The 20,246-nt window shown below is 35.2% G+C and carries 16 protein-coding genes; 11 read left to right on the top strand and 5 right to left on the bottom strand.

The features are described from left to right. The first annotated feature begins 56 nt into the window (after nt 1-56). Nucleotides 57-2,528, top strand: coding sequence for a glycogen/starch/alpha-glucan phosphorylase (locus tag BLQ66_RS00055; protein WP_180364666.1), 2,472 nt, complete (start codon nt 57-59; stop codon nt 2,526-2,528). Between the two features lie 87 nt (nt 2,529-2,615). On the opposite strand, the gene trhA is transcribed toward BLQ66_RS00055, so the two are convergent. Together trhA and BLQ66_RS00065 are read right to left on the bottom strand one after the other, a co-directional pair. Then, a complete protein-coding gene (gene trhA, locus BLQ66_RS00060; RefSeq protein ID WP_242869292.1) occupies nt 2,616-3,437 on the bottom strand; it encodes a PAQR family membrane homeostasis protein TrhA in 822 nt (273 codons plus the stop codon). Nucleotides 3,438-3,664: 227 nt separating this feature from the next. After that, the gene (locus BLQ66_RS00065) at nt 3,665-4,492 is read right to left on the bottom strand and encodes a MerR family transcriptional regulator (protein WP_074520353.1); all 828 of its coding nucleotides are present in this window, start codon (nt 4,490-4,492) and stop codon (nt 3,665-3,667) included. 198 nt (nt 4,493-4,690) lie between these two features. On the opposite strand from BLQ66_RS00065, the gene BLQ66_RS00070 reads away from it, so the two are divergent. The 7 genes from BLQ66_RS00070 to BLQ66_RS00100 all read left to right on the top strand — a co-directional run bounded on the left by BLQ66_RS00070 (nt 4,691) and on the right by BLQ66_RS00100 (nt 15,675). Beyond that, entirely contained in the window at nt 4,691-5,533 is an 843-nt protein-coding gene (locus BLQ66_RS00070; RefSeq protein ID WP_074520354.1) for a CpsB/CapC family capsule biosynthesis tyrosine phosphatase, read from the top strand. 327 nt (nt 5,534-5,860) lie between these two features. Then, the gene (locus tag BLQ66_RS00075; protein ID WP_074520355.1) at nt 5,861-11,998 is read left to right on the top strand and encodes a pectinesterase family protein; all 6,138 of its coding nucleotides are present in this window, start codon (nt 5,861-5,863) and stop codon (nt 11,996-11,998) included. Between the two features lie 228 nt (nt 11,999-12,226). Beyond that, nucleotides 12,227-12,472, top strand: coding sequence for a TIGR03905 family TSCPD domain-containing protein (locus BLQ66_RS00080; RefSeq protein ID WP_074520356.1), 246 nt, complete (start codon nt 12,227-12,229; stop codon nt 12,470-12,472). Between the two features lie 2 nt (nt 12,473-12,474). Further along, a complete protein-coding gene (locus BLQ66_RS00085; protein ID WP_074520357.1) occupies nt 12,475-13,557 on the top strand; it encodes an undecaprenyldiphospho-muramoylpentapeptide beta-N-acetylglucosaminyltransferase in 1,083 nt (360 codons plus the stop codon). Between the two features lie 134 nt (nt 13,558-13,691). Next, nucleotides 13,692-14,384 carry a 5'-methylthioadenosine/adenosylhomocysteine nucleosidase gene (locus BLQ66_RS00090; RefSeq protein ID WP_074520358.1) on the top strand — a complete coding sequence of 231 codons (693 nt, stop codon included), beginning with the start codon at nt 13,692-13,694 and terminating at the stop codon, nt 14,382-14,384. A 183-nt stretch (nt 14,385-14,567) separates the two neighbouring features. Then, entirely contained in the window at nt 14,568-15,251 is a 684-nt protein-coding gene (locus BLQ66_RS00095; RefSeq protein ID WP_074520359.1) for a YoaK family protein, read from the top strand. A gap of 85 nt (nt 15,252-15,336) precedes the next feature. Further along, nucleotides 15,337-15,675: a hypothetical protein gene (locus tag BLQ66_RS00100; RefSeq protein WP_074520360.1), complete on the top strand. Its 339-nt coding sequence runs from the start codon at nt 15,337-15,339 to the stop codon at nt 15,673-15,675. A 61-nt stretch (nt 15,676-15,736) separates the two neighbouring features. On the opposite strand, the gene BLQ66_RS00105 is transcribed toward BLQ66_RS00100, so the two are convergent. Beyond that, nucleotides 15,737-16,186, bottom strand: a complete 450-nt coding sequence (locus tag BLQ66_RS00105) for a hypothetical protein (RefSeq protein ID WP_074520361.1) — start codon at nt 16,184-16,186, stop codon at nt 15,737-15,739. A 160-nt stretch (nt 16,187-16,346) separates the two neighbouring features. Here BLQ66_RS00105 and BLQ66_RS00110 point away from each other — a divergent pair, with 160 nt between their 5' ends. The 3 genes from BLQ66_RS00110 (at nt 16,347) to BLQ66_RS00120 (ending at nt 19,226) form a co-directional block, all read left to right on the top strand. Continuing rightward, the gene (locus tag BLQ66_RS00110) at nt 16,347-17,525 is read left to right on the top strand and encodes a serine/threonine-protein kinase (RefSeq protein WP_074520362.1); all 1,179 of its coding nucleotides are present in this window, start codon (nt 16,347-16,349) and stop codon (nt 17,523-17,525) included. Nucleotides 17,526-17,609: 84 nt separating this feature from the next. Continuing rightward, nucleotides 17,610-18,245 carry an FxLYD domain-containing protein gene (locus tag BLQ66_RS00115; RefSeq protein WP_074520363.1) on the top strand — a complete coding sequence of 212 codons (636 nt, stop codon included), beginning with the start codon at nt 17,610-17,612 and terminating at the stop codon, nt 18,243-18,245. An 18-nt stretch (nt 18,246-18,263) separates the two neighbouring features. Then, nucleotides 18,264-19,226 carry a D-2-hydroxyacid dehydrogenase gene (locus BLQ66_RS00120; RefSeq protein WP_074520364.1) on the top strand — a complete coding sequence of 321 codons (963 nt, stop codon included), beginning with the start codon at nt 18,264-18,266 and terminating at the stop codon, nt 19,224-19,226. Nucleotides 19,227-19,454: 228 nt separating this feature from the next. Here BLQ66_RS00120 and BLQ66_RS00125 read toward each other — a convergent pair whose 3' ends face one another. Both BLQ66_RS00125 and BLQ66_RS00130 read right to left on the bottom strand, forming a co-directional pair. Beyond that, a complete protein-coding gene (locus BLQ66_RS00125) occupies nt 19,455-19,811 on the bottom strand; it encodes a hypothetical protein (protein WP_074520365.1) in 357 nt (118 codons plus the stop codon). A gap of 40 nt (nt 19,812-19,851) precedes the next feature. After that, entirely contained in the window at nt 19,852-20,238 is a 387-nt protein-coding gene (locus tag BLQ66_RS00130; protein WP_074520366.1) for a hypothetical protein, read from the bottom strand. Between the last annotated feature and the right edge of the window lie 8 nt (nt 20,239-20,246).

Below are 20,246 nucleotides of genomic sequence, written 5' to 3' on the forward strand. Positions count from 1 at the left end.
AAGTTATACGATTTCTTGGAGGGGATCAGGTATAGACTTAGCAGAATGGAGGAGTTATGGCAATACATAAAGCTAGATTTGATAAAGAAGAGTTTAAAAAAGCCGTAGTTGGAAATTGTAAGTCTTTATACAGAAAAACATTAGACGAGGCAAGTCAGCAGCAAAGGTTTCAGTCAGTAGCTTATGCAGTAAAGGACTTAATTATGGATAAGTGGATTGCAACACATAAGCAGTATGACAAGGAAGATCCAAAGGTTGTTTATTATATGTCTATGGAGTTCTTAATGGGAAGAGCCCTTGGTAATAATATGATTAATCTTATGCAGTATAAGGAAATAAAGAAGGCCCTTGATGAACTTGGACTTGATGTTGATGAGATAGAAGATCAGGAACCAGATCCAGCTCTTGGTAATGGCGGCCTTGGTAGACTTGCAGCATGTTTCCTTGATTCTTTAGCTACACTTGAATATCCATCTTATGGATGCGGTATCAGATATAGATATGGAATGTTTAAGCAGGAAATAAAGGATGGTTACCAGATTGAGACACCAGATGACTGGTTAAGAGAAGGTTATCCATTTGAAATAAAAAGATCAGAGTATAGATACGAAGTAAAATTTGGCGGATATGTAAAGGTAGTTAAGGATGAGAAGACAGGACGTGAGAATTTCGTACAGGAAGACTATCGTTCAGTAATAGCAGTGCCTTATGACCTACCAATTTTAGGATATGGTAATAATACAGTTAATTCCCTTAGAATATGGGATGCAGAGCCAGTGGTAACTTTCAATTTAAATTCCTTTGATAAGGGCGATTATCAGAAGGCAATTGAAGAAGAAAACCTCGCAAAGAATATTGTTGAGGTACTTTATCCAAATGATAATCATTATGCAGGTAAGGAACTTAGATTAAAGCAGCAATATTTCTTTGTATCAGCATCAGTTCAAAGAGCAGTTGATAGATATAAGAATATGCATAATGGTGATGTTTCTAAGTTATATGAAAAGGTTACATTCCAACTTAATGATACACATCCAACAGTTACAGTTGCAGAACTTATGCGTATACTTATGGATGAGAATGGATTAGATTGGGATCAGGCATGGGATATTACAAGTAAGACTGTAGCTTACACAAACCATACAATTATGGCAGAAGCCCTTGAAAAATGGCCAATCGAACTCTTCTCAAGATTATTACCTAGAATTTACCAAATCGTTGAGGAAATCAATAGAAGATTTGTAGAAGAAATCAAGGCTAAGTATCCAGGAGACCAGGAAAAGATTAGAAAGATGGCCATTATTTATGATGGACAGGTAAAGATGGCTCACTTAGCAATTTGTGCCGGATATTCAGTAAATGGCGTTGCAAAACTTCACACTGAAATCTTAAAGAAGCAGGAATTAAAGGACTTCTATGAAATGATGCCAGAGAAATTTAATAATAAGACAAATGGTATCACACAGAGAAGATTCTTACTTCATGGTAACCCACTTCTTGCAGAATGGATTACAGACAAGATTGGTGATGGCTGGATAACAGACCTTAAGCAGATCGACAAGTTATCACTTTATGTAGATGATAAAAAAGCTCAGCAAGAATTTATGAATATTAAATATAAGAATAAGGTAAGACTTGCAGAGTACATAAAGAAGTACAATGGAATTGATGTGGATCCTAACTCAATCTTTGATGTTCAGGTTAAGAGATTACACGAATACAAGAGACAGTTATTAAACATTCTTCATGTAATGTACCTTTATAACAAGTTAAAGAGTGATCCAACTTTTGATATGGAGCCAAGAACATTCATTTTTGGAGCTAAGGCAGCAGCTGGATATAGAATCGCTAAGCAGACAATTAAGCTTATTAATAATGTGGCAAATGTAATCAATAACGATGCTTCAATATCTGGCAAGATAAAGGTTGTCTTTATTGAAAACTACAGAGTATCAAACGGTGAGATAATCTTTGCGGCAGCAGATGTATCAGAACAGATTTCAACTGCATCAAAGGAAGCTTCAGGAACAGGTAACATGAAGTTTATGCTCAACGGTGCTATAACTCTTGGAACAATGGATGGTGCAAATGTAGAAATCGTACAGGAAGTTGGCGAAGAAAATGCAGTTATTTTCGGACTTAGCTCAGATGAGGTAATTAAGTACGAAAATGAAGGCGGATATGATCCAATGGAAATCTTTAATGAAGATCAGGATGTTAGAGAAGTTCTTATGGAACTCATTAATGGAAAGTATTCTGAAAATGATCCTGAAGAGTTTAGAGACATTTACAATTCATTACTTAATTTCCAGGATGGAAGAAGAGCTGATATTTACTTTATCTTAAAGGATTTCAAGTCTTATGCTAAGGCACAGGAAGAAATTGATAAGAGATATAAAGACAAGGCAGGCTGGGCTAAGACAGTAATGCTAAATACTGCTAAGTCAGGAAAGTTCTCATCAGATAGAACAATTGAAGAATATGTAAAAGATATTTGGAAGTTAGAAAAAGTTCATGTTGAGATGTAAGATTTAAGAATAAAAAAATATTAAAGAATAAAGCCTATAACCAGAGACGATAGTCAAAGGTTATAGGCTTTTTATTTATAACTAATTCTACATTGTAGCAACGTAAGTAAAAATCATAATATAGTGGCAAAGACTTCCGGCCATTACAAAGAGGTGGAAAATCTCATGGCTGCCAAAATTTGGATGAGCCATATCAAACTTTACAGGCTTTAATGCATAAATAATTGCACCTACGCTATACATAACGCCACCAGCGAAAAGCCAGATAAAACCAGTCAATGGAACAGCTGCTAAAATCTGAGGAAAGGCCATAACGCATGTCCATCCCATAATTAGATAAATTACAGAAGAGACCCATTTTGGACAAGTAACCCATAAAAGCTTAAAAGCAATAGCTACAAGGGCAAGTCCCCAAACAATGGAAAGCATTACATAACCCACTGTATTGTGAAGAGCCACAAGACAAATAGGAGTGTAGCTTCCGGCAATTAAAACAGGAATCATGCTGTGGTCCAATTTTTTCAAAATCTTGTTAGCAGAAGCAGAAATATCATAAGAATGATAAGTTGTGCTAGCTGCATAAAGGGCAATCATACTAAGCATAAATACTGTAACGGAGATAACGTTGACAATATTGTTAGTAGTTGAAGCCTGATAAACCATAGCAGGCATAGCAATAATTGCTATAATCATGGCTATTAAATGAGTAATAGCGCTTCCTGGATCCTTTAATCTAAAATTACCCTTTTCCTTTAACTTATCAAAAGAAATAAGTCTAATGATGTGATTCTCCTTCTTGTGACGATAAACAGAATTGCCGCCGTAAGTATCACGAAGACGGAAAGTGTTCTTAAAGATTGAATTATCAAGATTAATTGTACTGTTGTTCATAGGTCTTAAGTAGTCCATATTTATACCTCCTCTGTTAGCGATGTATATACTCTCTGCAATGCCTAGACTGTTGTAGTTACTAGACATGTAGTTATTAATTACTTGTGCATGTAGTAATGAAAACTACATCTGTAAGACAATAATACTACCACATTGTTGATAATGCAAGTAAAAATATTCTAAAAGTATTTACAAAAAAAGGGAAAATGTAAACATTTTCCCTTAAAAGCTATAAATATATGGACCTATTTGCTGGAAACTGGAGCGCTAATTAAAATGTATAGCATCTCCTTTCCATCCTCAAAACACTTAGAAACAGCGACACCAATAATGTCACCATTAAGTGTAGAGTTAGTATCCTTCATAATCTGCATGATGTTTTGGCTCAATTTGTGGAAAATTAGACAGCCATCTCCTTCGTTTAATTCATCAGTAGAAATCTTTTCCATACACATAATTGATTTAGTAGTTGGATAATAGTGAACAAATTCATTAGTAGTTAAATTGACTTTCTCAGCTAAGTAGCCCTTAACGGCCCAACCAGAACAAAGAGTGTAGCTCTTATTATCGATGTCCTTTTTTTTCATAAGATAGATTCTTTGAACTTCGGGATAATCATAGATAAAGTTGTTTAAAATCTCCTGATGTTTTGCATCTTTAGCAAGCTTGCTACCTTCAGAATAAAGACTGTAATATAGATCCACACAGTCCTTAAAATATGGCTGCGCCACACTGCTAGTAGCCTTTTGCATTAGTTTAATATCGTCCTTTAAACGATGATGAATATTTTGTAAATTGGAGATGGTGTCTTCTAGTTCTTTCATTTTATCTTGGTATGCAGTAATATTTTCTTCCATTGAAAATGTGTTCATGGCCGCAAGTTCCTCATGGGAAAAGCCATATTTTCTAAGAAGTCTAGCATTAAGAGCTTGAAAAACACTTTCCTCATCATACATTCTATAGCTATTAGAAGGATCTCTGTCAGAAGTGAAATAGCCCATGTTCTCATAACGTCTTATGGTATTAGTGGACACATTCATAAGTCTTGCAAGATCACTGATTTTATATTTCATAAAATCCATCCTTTCTTATAGTTAGTATTTTGTTTGATGAATAAATATTCACATCATTAATTTTAGACGAAAACATAAAAAAGAGCAAAACAAAAATGACCTAAATTCTAAAATAAAATTGTAGTAAATTGAATTATGTGCTATCATGCAAAGAGATGAAGGGGCGCGTAATGGAATAGAATACTGGAGGATTAAATATTGTTTGCTAGAAAATATACTTATGATTGGACAATGATTGATATACATAATCACATGCTCTTTGGAGTGGATGATGGCTCTAGAAATTTAGAAATGTCTATGGAGATGTTAAAGATTGCTAGAGAAGATGGGATTTGGGACATTGTTATAACTCCCCATTATTCACCTAAAAGAGGTAAGGCACCATATGAATTGATCCTAAGAAATTTTAATACACTCCAAAGAAAAGTGGCAAAGGAGATGCCAGAATTATCTTTATATCTCGGACGAGAAGTCTATTATAGCTCAGATATTTTTGAGGATGTGGAAAATGTAAAAGATCCCGAGACAAAAAAGTTTGAATATGAATGGGGCAAAGAAGACGATAGTAAAAATGATTATAGAATGAAAGATCTAATGGGAATTAGAATGTGCGCTACTAGAAACATTTTATTAGAGTTTTCCTTTATCACAGATTTTGAAACTATAAAAAGAGGAGTTACAGATTGCTTTTTAGCGGGCTTTCAGCCAATTGTAGCTCATGTGGAAAGATATGCCTGCATTGCAGAAAAGCCAATGCTTATAAAAGAGCTAAGGGAAATGGGAGCATACATTCAGATAAATGCTGATTCCCTATTTGCAAGTGGAAGAACTAATACAAGACGCTGTGCAAAAAAATTGATAAAAAATTACCTGGTGGATTTTGTGGCTAGCGACGCTCATAACCTAACAAGTAGAGTTCCCGTACTTTCCGCTGCTAGAGACTATGTTACAAGACATTGTTCTGAAGAGTACTCAAGAAACATTTTCAGAGAAAATGCTAAGAAAATAATTATCGATAAATACATAAAAAATACAATTTAAATACAGGAAAAATCCCCCCAAAGCGTTGACCTTGACATTGTGTCAGACTTTATAATTAATATACAACTAGTAGATGATGTATGTGTAGCAAGTACATTTTCTATTCATCTTAGATTACCCGCATTCTCTAAGGTGGTTTTAAAGAGCATTCGCTCTTTAAAATAGTTGTCACTTATTCTAACAGGGGTGTTAGCAATTTATTATTGGGGAGGATTATATGTCTAATAGGCATAGAAATCTATTATGGATGTAATTTATCTGTGATAGATTTTTTTTGCACTAATCTTAGAATTTTCCTCTTACGTTTTTAAGGGAGGACAACTAAATATGAAACACAGATCAAAGAAAAGTTTGATTCGTCGTATCGGTAGTAGTGTTTGTGCAGCTTTAATGGCAGTGACTACAGTTTTTGGTAGCGTTTCATTTGCCAATGCAGAAACAACTTCACAGACAAGCTCTTCTAAAATCGAAGTTTGGGATTTCGGTGGTGTTGAAGAGTCTGGTTCAAACTATACTAATTATATTAGTACAGATTTCTGGGACAATTACGGTGATTTAGGCTCAAATGGTAAGTTCGCATCAACAACAAGTTATAGTTGGGGAGATTTAACTCTTTACTATAATGGAAATGATAGAGTTTACTATTCAGGTAGCAAGAATGCTGGTAGTAGTGCATTAGCAACAACAAGCTATAGTGATGGCTATACTGCTAATGGTATGTACTATGCAAATGGTACCGGTGGAGAGGCTAGACGTTATATAGAGATAAAAAATGTAGAGGCAGGAGAAAAGATTATAGTCTATATGGCAGCAAGTAACGGTGCTAGCTCTACATTATACTTTACTTACGAGGGAGAAGATGCTAGTCAGAATGATACAGCATCCTTTACTAATAAGGGAGCAAAGTATGAATTTATCGCTCAGTATGACGGCAATTATAAGATTTATACAGATGGTTCTGCAGGAAAGCCTATTTATAACAGAGTAGTTAGAGTTCCAGGAGTTGCGGTTACTGGACAGCTTGACTTACAGGGCGCAGATATCAGTGATTACAGTTTAAACTTTACATGTACAAGCACAGGTGCTACAACTGTTGCTACAGTAAATTCAGACGGAACATTTAGCGTTTGCCTTGCAGCAGACGAAGAATATACAGCAAGCCTTAGTGGGGCACAGGGATTTGGCCCAACTAATGATTCAAAGCTTGTTACAACAACAATGGATGAGGCCCTAACAGGTAAATCTAATGTAGTAATCAAGATTGAGCCAAAGAGTGTATTCCAGTATACAGGTAAAATCACAGGATTTGATTCAAACTATGATTTATCAAAGTTTGCAGTAGTAATGGAAGCAGATGAAGATTCACTTGCAGATGATGTTACATTAGACATTGCAGATGATGGTAGCTTCTCAGCAACACTTGAACCAGATGTTAAGTATAGTGCAACTCTTTATGGAGTAAATGATTACGAAATTCTTTCAGGTGGACAAGTTGAATCTAGTGAAGCAGTTAATGAAGATATCGTTGTTGGTAAGAAGGCTCTTTACAATGTAACAGGTAACTTCACAGGCAATGGTTCAACAGTTCCAACAAGCATTAAGTTTATTAATGTAGATGATTCTTACGAATATGTTGGTAAGATTTCTAATAACGGATATAGCGTTTCACTTCGTGATGGTTCATACAGCCTCGAAGTAGAAATTGATGGTTATAGAACAACAACTCACGTAGTTGTTAATGGTGCAGATGTATCTAAGGATATTATGTTTGTATCAACACAGGCAAAGGATGCAATTAGCTTAGTATCTGATATTTATGTTGGTTACGAAGATAAGGGCAGCTTAAATTACAACACAGTAAATGAGGCAGTTGAAGCAGCTTCTTTAATGAACCCAAGTTCAGAAGAAGAAAGAGTAACAATTCATATCGCTCCTGGTACATACAGAGAGCAGGTAGTTGTTTCAACACCTTACATTTCTTTTGTAAATGATTCTAACGAAGAAGTATTACTTACATGGTATTACGGAATTGGTTACAAGTACTACAGTGTAGATTCAACTGGTTTCTATAACGAAGAAGATGCATACGATAAGTATGATAAGAACACAGCAGCAAAATGGGGCGCTTCAGTATATGTAAATGGTAAGGCAACAGGATTTAGAGCATCAGGAATTACATTTGAAGCATCATTTAACAGATATATCACAGATGAAGAATTAGAAGATGGCGTAGAAGTTAGCGGCCTTGAAAGCATTAGATTTGAAAGAAAATATGGTGCTGACGTAACTTCAAAGACAGCAACAGAGAGAGCAACAGCATTTGCAGTAGAAGCAACAAACGTAGAATTAGTTGATTGTTCTTTCCTTGGAAGTCAGGATACACTTTACACAGGTAATACAAATGCTAATCTTTACTTCCTAAACTGCCACATTGAAGGTAACACAGATTATATCTTTGGTGATGGTAATTGCGTATTTGATGCATGTGACCTTTGCTTCTATGGATATAGCACAGGTTCAGTTGGTGGTTATATTACAGCTATGAAGCCTAATTCTACAGCAGGTTATTTATTTAGAAACTGTACAATCTCAGCTAATGATGATTTAACAGTTACAAAAGGTTACCTTGGTAGACCTTGGGGTGAGAACGCTAACGTTACATTCCTTAATACAAAGGTAGAGGGTGATTTAATCCTTGATGAAGGCTGGACACAGATGAGTGGTCATCAGCCAGAAGCTGCAAACTACAAAGAATACAACACAGTTTATACAGATGGTAGTGCAGTTGATTTATCTAAGCGTGTAACAGGGGTAATTGATGAAGCGACAGCTAAGACAATTTCTGTATCAGATTACTTTGGTGATTGGATTCCAGCAAGCTATGTAACAGAAACTGCTACAGTAAGCTTTGTTACAGTACCATATGTAGTTGATAATGGTGATATTAATGCACCTTACCCAGGACATACATTAACAGCAGCTTATGACTTAGGTGATAACATGGCTGCAGATGCTTCAGTAATTAGATGGTACCTTGTATCAGATGATGGAAGCGAAGAATTAGTAAAGACAGCAACAGCAACATCAGATGTAACATATCAGATTTCAAAGGATGCTGTTGGAAAGCATGTTAAGCTTGTAGTTGAACCACAGACAATTTCAGGTAATGTGGGCGAAGCTATGAGTTATACAGTAGAAGCTTTTGTAAGAGATGGTTATGAAGATCCAACAGGAGCAGTAACAGATCCAACAATTGGTGACGGTATTAATATTTACCTTGCAGGGGATTCAACAGTTAAGGATTACTCAGCAAATGGTATGTATAACAATGGCGTAGCTCAGAATGAGGGCTCATGGGGTGAATACCTTCAGAGTTATTTTGATTCAGATTATGTAAATGTAGTTAACTATGCAAATGGTGGTAGAAGTTCTAGAAACTTCATTAATGAAGGTTCTCTAGATAAGATTGCTGCTACAATTTCAGAAGGTGACTATTTATTCATTCAGTTTGGACATAATGACTGCGCTAATGGATCAGGTTATATTCAGGATAGATATGTTCCACTTGGAGAACCTGATGAAAATGGTATCTATCCAACAACAGCAGCTACAGAAGTTTCAACACCTTCATCTCTTGTAGATAGATATGGTGATACATATTATTCATATGACTGTGGCGGAACATATAAGTGGTACTTATTACAGTATATTGAAGCTGCTAGAAATGCAGGTGCTACACCAGTATTAGTAACTCCAGTATCAAGATTATACTTCACAGAAGAAGGAAAGATTAAGCCTCATCACGATTCAACTGATGAAACAACTAATACACAGGTTACAACTAATAATGCCTATGTAGAGGCTGTTAAGCAGTTAGGTGAAGAGCAGGGCGTATTAGTAATTGATGCATTTGAATTAACAAAGACTCTTTACGAAGAGACTTATGCAGCAGATAGCTCAGCAAGCAATGGTTCATCACCACTAGCAACTCAGTTGTTCTGTGCTGGTGATAAAACACATTCAAGCAAGCTTGGTGGATTCCTTTCAGCAGCTTTAATTGCAGAAGAAATTCAGAATGATAACCTTAACATTTCAACATATGTTAAGGAACCAACTCAGGTTTTAGGTGAAAAGGCTGATGGTACATTTGAATTCTCTGTAAATGGTAAGGGCGTTGTAACAACAACTTCAAGCTACTTTACATCACTTACTCAGTTAATGCTTGATAATATTGCTGCTAAGGCAGAAGAAATTGATAATACAACACCAGAGACACCAGAAACACCGGAGACTCCAACAGAGCCAGAGACTCCAGCAGAGCCTGAAACACCTGCTGAAGAAGCTGATACAACACCACATACTTTATGGGTAGTTGGTGACTCAACAGTATCTTCATTTAATGATGCATATTATTATCCAAGATATGGCTATGGAACACAGTTATATAAGTACTTAACATCTAATATAACAGTTCAGAACTTAGCTTTATCAGGTAGATCTTCAAAGAGTTATGTAAATGATAAGGAATACCAGACATTAATAAATGGTATGCAGGAAGGCGATTACCTTGTAATTGGCTTTGGTCATAACGACGAGAAGGCAGAAGCAGATAGATATACAAATCCAAACGGAGATTATAAAACAGAAGGTAGTTTCGCAAATTCACTTTACGAAAACTACATTAAGATTGCACAGGAAAAGGGCGTAACTGTAATTCTTTGTACACCAGTAGTAAGAAGAACAGCTACAGGAGACTGGTCAAATTCAAATCTTCATATTACATCTACATCAGGTGAATATGAGGGTGGCAATTACGCACAGGCAATTAGAGATTTAGGTAAGGATTTAGGAATTACTGTTGTTGATATGACAACACTTACTAAGAACTTATATGACGAACTTGGTGCTAGTGAAACACTTTACTTACATGCTTGGAATTCATCAAGTGAGTCATCAGTAGATAATACACATGCTAATATCTACGGTGCAACATATTGGGCTTACCTTTTAACACAGGCTGTTAAGGAAACAGATAATAGCTTAGCTAAGTATATTGTTTTTGCACAGGCTCCAACTAAGGCAGATACTTTAGTAGTAAACCCAGAATACACAGAAGCTGACTACACACCAATTGCTGAAGGAACAAGCTCAAGCATTTGGAAAAATGTAGGCATTTGGAGCGGTTCAGTATTTGGTAATGTAGGTGGAACAGATAAGATTTCAACAGATAACTTCGCATTAGAAGAAGTTAACGGTGGAGTAAGAATTGCTGCCTTAAATGGTAATGGTAAGATTGCTTCAACAGTTGATGGACTTGCAATGTACTACTATAAGATTCCAGTAGGATCTACATTTACATTAACAGCAACTGCTACAGTTAATTCTATTAAGCAAAATGATCAGGTATCCTTTGGTTTAATGGCAAGAGATGACATGTATCTTGATACATCACTTTCTGATGCATTAGGTGATTATGTTGCAGCTGGTCCTTTAAAGATTACAAAGGGTTCTAGCATGTGGAACTGCTTCGCTAGAAAGTCAGGCGTACTTACAAGCGGTGGTGCTTGTGAAAACTACACAGCTATTAACGCTGGAGATAGCTTTGATCTTAAGATTCAGAGCAACTCAGATGGATATGCTTGTACATTCGGTAATGAAACAGCAGTTACAGGCGGATTTGATTTCGCTTTAACTAAGGTAGATTCAGATTACGTATATGTTGGTATGTTTGTAGCAAGACAGGCAGATGTAACATTTACAAATATTAAGTTAGTAGTTGATGGAGTAGAAGTTTACCCAGCTAATGCTTCAGAAGAACCAACAGAACCATCTACAGAAGAGCCATCAACAGAAGAACCAACAGAACCTTCAACAGAAGAGCCTTCAACAGAGGAGCCTTCAACAGAGGAACCTTCAACAGAAACTCCTTCAGAAGATCCTTCAGAAGAAGTGGCAGCAGACGAAGATACAATCTTTGAAATGCTTGAAGGTGCTAACCAGACAGTAAATGTTGGTGACAAGGTTGATGTAGTACTTAGATCAGAAGCTGACTTCTCACTCTTTAAGGGTGTATCAGTAGACGGCGTAGTAATTGATCCTTCAAACTACACAGCTAAGGCTGGTTCAACAATTATTACATTAAATGCTGATTATGTAGCATCATTATCATCAGGTAATCATGAAGTAAGAATTCTTTCAGAAGGCGGTTATGCTAGTGCAACATTAGTTGTTAGTGGCGAAATTGCTACTGAAGAAATTAATAAAGAGACAACAGAAGTTGCAGCTGACACAGCTGTAGTTTCAGGAGAAATCGCAGCAGATACAGATGTAGTTGCAGCAGATGCTTCAGAAGTTTCAACAACAGATAAGAATACTGCAGATGCTAACAGCTTAGCTGTATTTATCATCATTGCAATGTTATCAGCTATGACACTTGCAGTTGTTTCAAAGAAGAGAGAGTTCTAAGATAACTTAGAACAGGGTTCTAAATTGGTTTAGGACCTACTAGAATGGAGACAAAGTAATAATTTTTATTGCTATATCTCATATAAAACTATAGACAACAACGGGAGTAGTCGCTTGCTTTATGCAGGCGGCTATTTTCGTTAATCAACCTTTTGTTGGTTTAATTTCAAAATCAAGTATGCTATACTTAGTGAGATTGTGTATTTATGCAAGAAAGAAGGATTTAGTATGGTATATAGGACTAAAGGAGTCTGTTCTAGACAGATACATTTTGAAGTGAAAAATGGAAAAGTTTGTGATGTGGAATTCCTAGGCGGTTGTGACGGTAATACACAGGGTGTTTCACGATTAGTCGAAGGAATGGATATAGACGAAGCAATCAAGAGATTAAAAGGTATCGATTGCGGTGGAAAAGGAACATCTTGCCCTGATCAGTTGGCAACTGCTCTTTTACAGTATAAGGAGGAAGTTTAAAAGTGAAGAAGATTGTACTTACAGGCGGCGGAACTGCAGGACACGTTACACCTAATATTGCTTTAATGCCATCATTAGTTGAGGCAGGTTATGAGATTGAATACATCGGTTCTTACAATGGAATTGAGAAACAGTTAATTGAAGCGGAAAATGTTAAATATCACGGAATTTCATCAGGTAAATTAAGAAGATATTTAAGCGCTAAGAATATATCAGATATCTTTAGAGTTCTTAAAGGTATAGTTCAAGCTAATAGACAGTTAAGAAAGATTAAGCCGGATGTGGTATTTTCTAAAGGCGGCTTTGTATCTGTACCAGTTGTGCTTGCAGCAGGACATAGACATATTCCTGTAATTATACACGAATCAGACATGACTCCAGGTCTTGCCAATAGAATAGCAATGAAGAAGGCCACAGCCATTTGCTGTAACTTCCCAGAGACAGTTAAGTACCTTCCAGAAGGAAAGGCACATTTAACAGGCTCACCAATAAGACAGGAATTACTTAAGGGTAGCAAGGAAGCTGGTCGTAAGCTTTGCGGTTTTAATGAAGAGAAGCCAATCGTTTTGGTAGTTGGTGGAAGTACAGGCGCTAAGCACGTTAATGAGGCTATTTACGACATTTTACCAGAACTACTTGAGAACTATCAGGTGTGTCATCTATGCGGTAAGGGTAAGAAAGAAAGCAAGTATGAGACATTACCAGGTTATAGACAGTTTGAATACATTAGCGAGGAGATGAAAGACCTCTTTGCTATGGCAGATATTGTGGTATCAAGAGCAGGTGCTAATGCTATTTGCGAATTGTTAGCCCTTAAGAAGCCTAACCTTTTAATCCCTTTATCAGCTAAGGCAAGTAGAGGTGATCAGATTCTTAATGCTAAGTCCTTTAAGGAACATGGTTACTCATTAGTATTAGATGAGGACGATTTAATTAAAGATGATAAGATTCAGGGTGCTCTATTACTTGAACAGATCAATAAATTATATGAGAATAGAGAAGAATTCATAAAGACAATGGGAGAAAGCAAGCAGGCGGATTCCATTTCAACTATTATTGAATTAATTAAGAAGTATTCTAAATAATAGCTTTTAGTAACATTTTTTGACAGAGGAAAATGTGTTATAATAAATAAAGTCTATTATTAGAATGAAATGAAAACAATCGATTATTATATAAGAGATTAGAAAATTAATAACAAAAGGAGGCATGCTGCCCTATGATAGGAATTATTGGCGCAATGGATGAAGAAGTTGAGCAGATTGTAGCTGCAATGGACATTACAAAGGAAGAGTCTAAAGCAGGTATGAATTTCAGAGCTGGAACATTAAACGGAAAGGAAGTTTGTGTTGTACGTTCAGGAATTGGTAAATGTAATGCTGCAGCTTGTACTCAGATTTTAGTAGATGATTTTAAAGCAGATTACGTAATTAATACAGGAATTGCAGGCTCATTAAATGCAAAGATTGATATCGCTGATATCGTTATTTCAAGTGATGTACTACATCATGATGTAGATGCAACAGGTTTTGGTTATGAACTAGGACAGATTCCAAGAATGGATACACTTTCTTTTAAGGCAGATGAAAGATTAGTAAAGCTTGCAAGTGAAGCAGTTGCTAAGGTTTTACCTGAAATTAAAGGATATGTTGGTAGAGTAGTATCTGGTGATCAGTTCGTTTCTGATAAAGAAGTAAAGGAAAGAATTGAATCAACATTTCATGGCTACTGTACAGAGATGGAAGGTGCTGCAATAGCACAGGTTTCATATATCAATAAGGTTCCATTCCTTATTCTTAGAGCTATTTCAGATAAGGCAGATGATTCAGCAACAGTTGATTATCCAACATTTGAAAAGCAGGCAATTGCTAATTCAGTTAAGTTATTAAAGGAATTAGTAGCTAATATTTAACATTTAATCCGTCGCAATTTTGCGGCGGATTTTTTAACTCAGTCGGAGTACAAGCTCCGACTGAGTTAAACGCTCCGCGAGGATGCGCACGGATTCGGACAGGAATTTGTCTGCTTAAGCAGACCCGAATCCGACGCGCAAGACTCGCGAGCGAGTCTTGATGAATATAAAAGAGGAAATGAAATGAGATCATTAGCAAGTAGACTTACAAAACAAGAACAGATGTCAGAGGCTTTAATTGTGGGGCTTTTTCTAGCGTTTTCAGGGGGTTTTCAAGATGCTTATACATATATTTTAAGAGGAAATGTATTTGCCAACGCCCAGACAGGAAACATTGTACTTATGAGTACACATTTTATGAAAAATGAGCATATATATGCACTTAAGTACCTAGTCCCATTAGTGGCCTTTGCCCTTGGCGTATTTATAGCAGAGCAAATTGGCTTTAAGTTTAAATACTCTAAAAAAGTGCATTGGAGACAAATTGTACTATTAATAGAAATCATAATACTTTTTGCAGTAGGCTTTATGCCTTTAAAATATAATATTTTAGCTAATTCTTTAGTGTCTCTAGCTTGTGCAATGCAGGTTCAGGCTTTTAGAAAAGTAAGTGGCAATGCTTATGCAACAACAATGTGTATAGGAAATTTACGAAGTGGAATGGCGGCATTATCAGCGTTTACAAGAACAAGAAAAAGAGAAACTCTAAAAAAAGCAGCATATTATTTTATCGTAATCTTTATTTTTGCAATAGGTGCAGGAATTGGTGGAACATTTTCAAAAGACATAGGAATTCATGCTATATGGATAAGTTGTGCATTCTTGATTGTAGCTATAGGACTTATGGCCATGGAGATTAGGAAATAAGGGCTAATTGACAGGTATATCAAAAAGATGCAATGTATAATTAAAGAAACAATCAAACAAATATATTGGATTGGAGGGCGAGAATATGGAGATAAAAGATTTAGTTCATAAAAAATATGCTCTGATAGTTGTACTTATTTTGACATTAATTGTAGTCTTTAATAGGATAACTAGTCCTGTGAATTTAATTATATACACAATAGGTTTTGTGGGTATTGCGTTAATTGAATTTTTTTGGTGTAAAAAAGAGCCTTTATATAAATCGTTTTTTGAAGGATATACTACAATTGCAATATGTATGATAGTAATTTCTATAATTAATGTATTGTTAAATTTACATATAGCAATTATTATAGGAATGATTGTTTTAGCATTTTTATTGTCATTGTATGTATATTTGAACAAGAGTAGAGCATATAAATAGATATTTAGTAATAATTAAAATAGAAAAAATCAAGTCTCGTTCATGAGACTTGATTTTTTGTTTATAGTAGAAGTAAGCTTTCATCTTGTGTCAAATCATATATTTCTTGGTTAATAGAATTAATATCATAATTGTCATGTAAAAGGTGAGATATAACGCAAAAATCTCGAGGATTTTTTGGATCTAAACTTCCTTTGTTAATTAGTCTAAGAGCTTTATTAGCTTCCTTTACATCCATATGAGCAGAAACAATTAAAGCTAGTATTTTGTTTTTTGAGGGATTTGTTTTTTTACCATTTATTATATCGTAAGCATAGCTTTTAGCTAGACCTGAATTTAATCTCGCATCATTTAGGCTAATATTCTTTTTTGCTAAAATGTCATTATAATATTGACTAAAACTTAGCTCTTGTCCTTTAACATAGCTTAGATAATCTTGTAAATCTTTTGGATTATTGACGGATTCTAAGTAATTAAGTAACTCGACTGTATCCTTTTGATTGTTTGCCATAATACCCTCCCCATGATCATGATAAAACATTATCCTTTAGCAAAATAAAGTGCCATCAAATATTGATGGACACTAGATTTATGATATAATATTTTAGGTATAAATAAAAGTATCTCTAAGGGATATTTTGGGATTAATTATTAGATAACAAAGAGGAATTATGACAGAATACGAGAAAGTAGCGTTGGCTATGTATGAAACTGTTGATGAGGTTGATGAAGGTCATAATGTTAGTTTAGTTAGAAGTTTGGTAGATAATCAATTTTATGTAAAAAAAGAACTAGAAAACTATAATAAGAAAATATATGACTACCTCAAGGAAACGAGAAACGTTTTCTTTCCTATCATTAGTGAATGTATATTAGATGATGAGAATTTTTCTGATGATAAGGAATTAAACGAAAAATTAATCATTATAGAGGAGTACATAAGCGGGGAAACTCTAAGCAAAAAAATTGAAAAAAACGGACATCTTTCCGAGGATGAAAGTGTTAAAATAATAATAGATATCTGTAAGGGCTTGCAACATTTGCATAAAAAGAACTTCATAAATAGAGATATAAAACCAGATAATATTATTATTACTAGAACTGGGGAAGTTAAAATTGTAGATGTGGATTCTGGTAAAGAGATTAATAGGGAAGCCAATACAGATACCAGATTTATTGGAACGCCTGAATACTTTGCGCCAGAACAGATTGGACTTGGTTTTCACTCCTCTGATGAAAGAACTGACATATATGCTTTAGGAATAGTTTTCAATGAGATGTTAACAGGAGACTATCCTAAGATTAGGATTGCAAGTGGGGTATATAAGGAGATTATTCGAAAGGCAACTAAACTAGAGCCGGAAGAGAGATTTAAAGATATCGATGAATTTATGAAGGCGATTATGTTTTGCTATAAGAATCATATGCCTTATAATTTGAAGTTGCTCTATGATAGCAAAATGCTACGCAAAATGAATAGTCGTTTTAACACTAAAAGTTTGAAGCTACCAGGATTTAGATCTGGCAACAAAAAGAAGGCAATTATTGCGGTGATTTATTATATTGCTAGTTTTTTGTTTTCGTGTAGTTGCTATTTTCCAAGCGTTCCTAAAGATTATAAGTTTCTTGAAGGAATGATATATACGACATACCTTACTTTGGCTTTTTGGTTCTTATTTTTTTGGATCGGCAATTATCGCGGCATTAGAGATAGGCTACCTTTAATGAAAACTAATAATAGAGTATTGTATTTTACATTAGCTATAATTTGGTATTTTGTAATTATTTTACTAGTATTTACTGTTGTAGCATTTATATGGAGTAGTTTAGAGTCAATACTATTAATCTAGGTTAAAAGTCCGCTGTCAGCGTACCCATTGCAATAGGAAAATTGATATTCTCGTTAAGTAAAAAATAACGAGGAGGTCATTTTTATGGCAGAGGAAATGAAAAACGAAGTAAAAAAGGAAAAAAGACACAGTGGTTTTGCAACTGCAGCATTAGTATTAGGTATTGTTGCAATTGTATTATCCTTCATTCCAATTATCAACAACGCAGCGTTTGTTCTTGGCGTGTTGGCAGCAATTTTTGGATTGGTAAGTTTAATTAAGAGAGCTAGTAAGGCAAGTGCATTTGTTGGCTTAGTTCTTGGTGTTGCTGCTTGTGCTATTACACTTTACATGCAGGAAAGTGTATCTAAGGCAGTAGATGACGCAATTAGCGAAGTAGATTCCGCTTTTGATGATATAGACGGATCTAACACAGATCAGTTATTAGAGAAATCTATTAAGGTTTCTTTTGGCGCATTTAGTGTTGATAATAGCGAATTTATAACTTCAACAAAGTTACCAGTAACAGTAACTAACCTTGAAGCCGAAACAACAAGTTATTCAATTCATGTAGAAGCCGTTGATGCTAATGGCAGCAGAATTGGTGATGACTATGTTTACGTTAATGATTTGGGAGCTAATCAGAGCCAGGTCTTTGATTGTTTCGAATATATATCAAGTGATGAAATTGCAAGCTATGAAGCTGCTTCATTTAAAGTAGTGGAGGTGAGCAAGTACTAAAAAAATAAGGAGGCATTTATGGAAATTTTAATGTTGGAATCTAGCGTTTATGGTGATGATATTTCGTTAGATAAGTTTGATAAGTTAGGAAATGTGACAAAATATGAGCAATCTAATCCTAGTGAGGCTCTAGAAAGACTAAAGAAACACAATCCTGACGTAGTAATTGTAAACAAGATTCTCATGAACAAGGAGGCCATAGATGCCGCTCCGAATTTGAAAGTAATTGCAGAAGCTGCAACAGGCTATAATAATATTGATATTGAATATGCTAAAGAAAAAGGTATTAGAGTGGCAAATGTAGCAGGCTATTCTACAGATTCAGTGGTACAGCATACATTTGCACTACTCTTTTATCTTTATGAAAAAATGAGACATTACGACGAGTTCGTTAAGGACGGAAGTTACGCTAACTGGCCAGTATTCTCATATTTTAATAACATTTTTTATGAATTAAAAGGTAAGAAATGGGGTATTGTAGGGCTTGGAAATATAGGCTCAAAGGTAGCTAAAATCGCTGCAGATTTTGGTTGCGAAGTGTTAACTTACTCAGCAAGTGGTCACAAATACGACAGTCCATATAGACAGGTGGAACTCGACGAATTATTGAAAGAATCGGACATTATTTCAATTCATGCACCACTTAATGAATACACTAATAACTTATTTAATTATGAAAATCTTTCTAAGATGAAGAAGAGTGCGGTTTTACTTAACTTAGGTCGTGGACCTATTGTTAACGATGCAGATTTAGCTAAGGCTTTAGAAGAGGGAAGAATTAGTGCTGCAGGTCTTGACGTAATTAGCGTAGAGCCAATTGCTAAGGACAATCCACTCCTTAAGATTAAGGATAGCGACAAGTTAATCATTACACCTCATATTGCATGGGCAACTCATGAGGCAAGAGAAAGATTAATGGATGAGATTTATGAAAATATAGTCGCATACTTCGATGGTCGTGAAAGAAACGTTATTGTATAAAAATGCATAACCTCTTTGTTAATTAATCATTATATAACGCTTCTTCTGACATAGAGGAATATTCCAAAACAGCTCCTAGCTTGCATGGCTGGGAGCTGTTATTTGCATAATCTGACAAGCTCGATAGCTTGTATATATAAATAAAAATGTCGCTTTTATTCAAAACTTTAGTTTGAATAAAAGCGACATTTTATTGTTATTATTGTCAATCTAGCATAGTTGAAAAATTTAGTTTGCCTTCTTAAAGCTGTCCTTCTTAGATACATTTTCATTCTGCTTTAAGAAAAGTTCAGACTTTAATGTTCCTAGTGGATCAGTAATTAACATATAAACTAGCCATATAATAAGAGCAAGCACAACTACTGATAAACCAAGAAATGTATCGTTTAACATATCAGCTGCGCTAGGTGTAAAGTAAGCAGCTTTTAATTCTGCATATTCAAAAATAGCATCTCCAAGCCACATAAGGGAAGCTCCCCAATATAACCAAATAAGAATTCCACATTTTAACTGGCGAGCCTTTGGATTTACGTACCAAATTACTGTAGCAATAATTGCTGCAATTGTGGATATAAGTAATGTCATAAATATTCCCCTTTTATTTTTAGTTATTAGTGTTAGCTAATTAGTTAGCCTTTGCCTTTAATAGCTTCTTTTCCATTGCTGAAACTACAGCTAACATTCCAATCCATACAACTAGGATAATACCTGTCATTGTGACACCAACAGTTGCCATTTCATGGAACATATCAGCCATTGATGCAGAATCCTCCATTGCTGTTAAGAATGGGAAGAAAGGAACAACCTCTCCGTGCCAAACATGCTCAAATGCGAGTAAAACTGCCCCACCGAGTAACATTTTCACTAACCAAGATAACTTTCTTGATACTGGAATAGCCTGAATCTGCTCACTGCTTTTTTCTTTGTTATCCTGTTTTTCATTCTTTTTTGCAACCTTAGAAGCGACGCCTGCTGCAACTGCTCCTGCTGTTGGAACTAAAAAACATGCCATAAAAATCC

The organism is Lachnospira pectinoschiza (assembly GCF_900103815.1).
GTDB classification, from domain to species: domain Bacteria; phylum Bacillota; class Clostridia; order Lachnospirales; family Lachnospiraceae; genus Lachnospira; species Lachnospira pectinoschiza_B.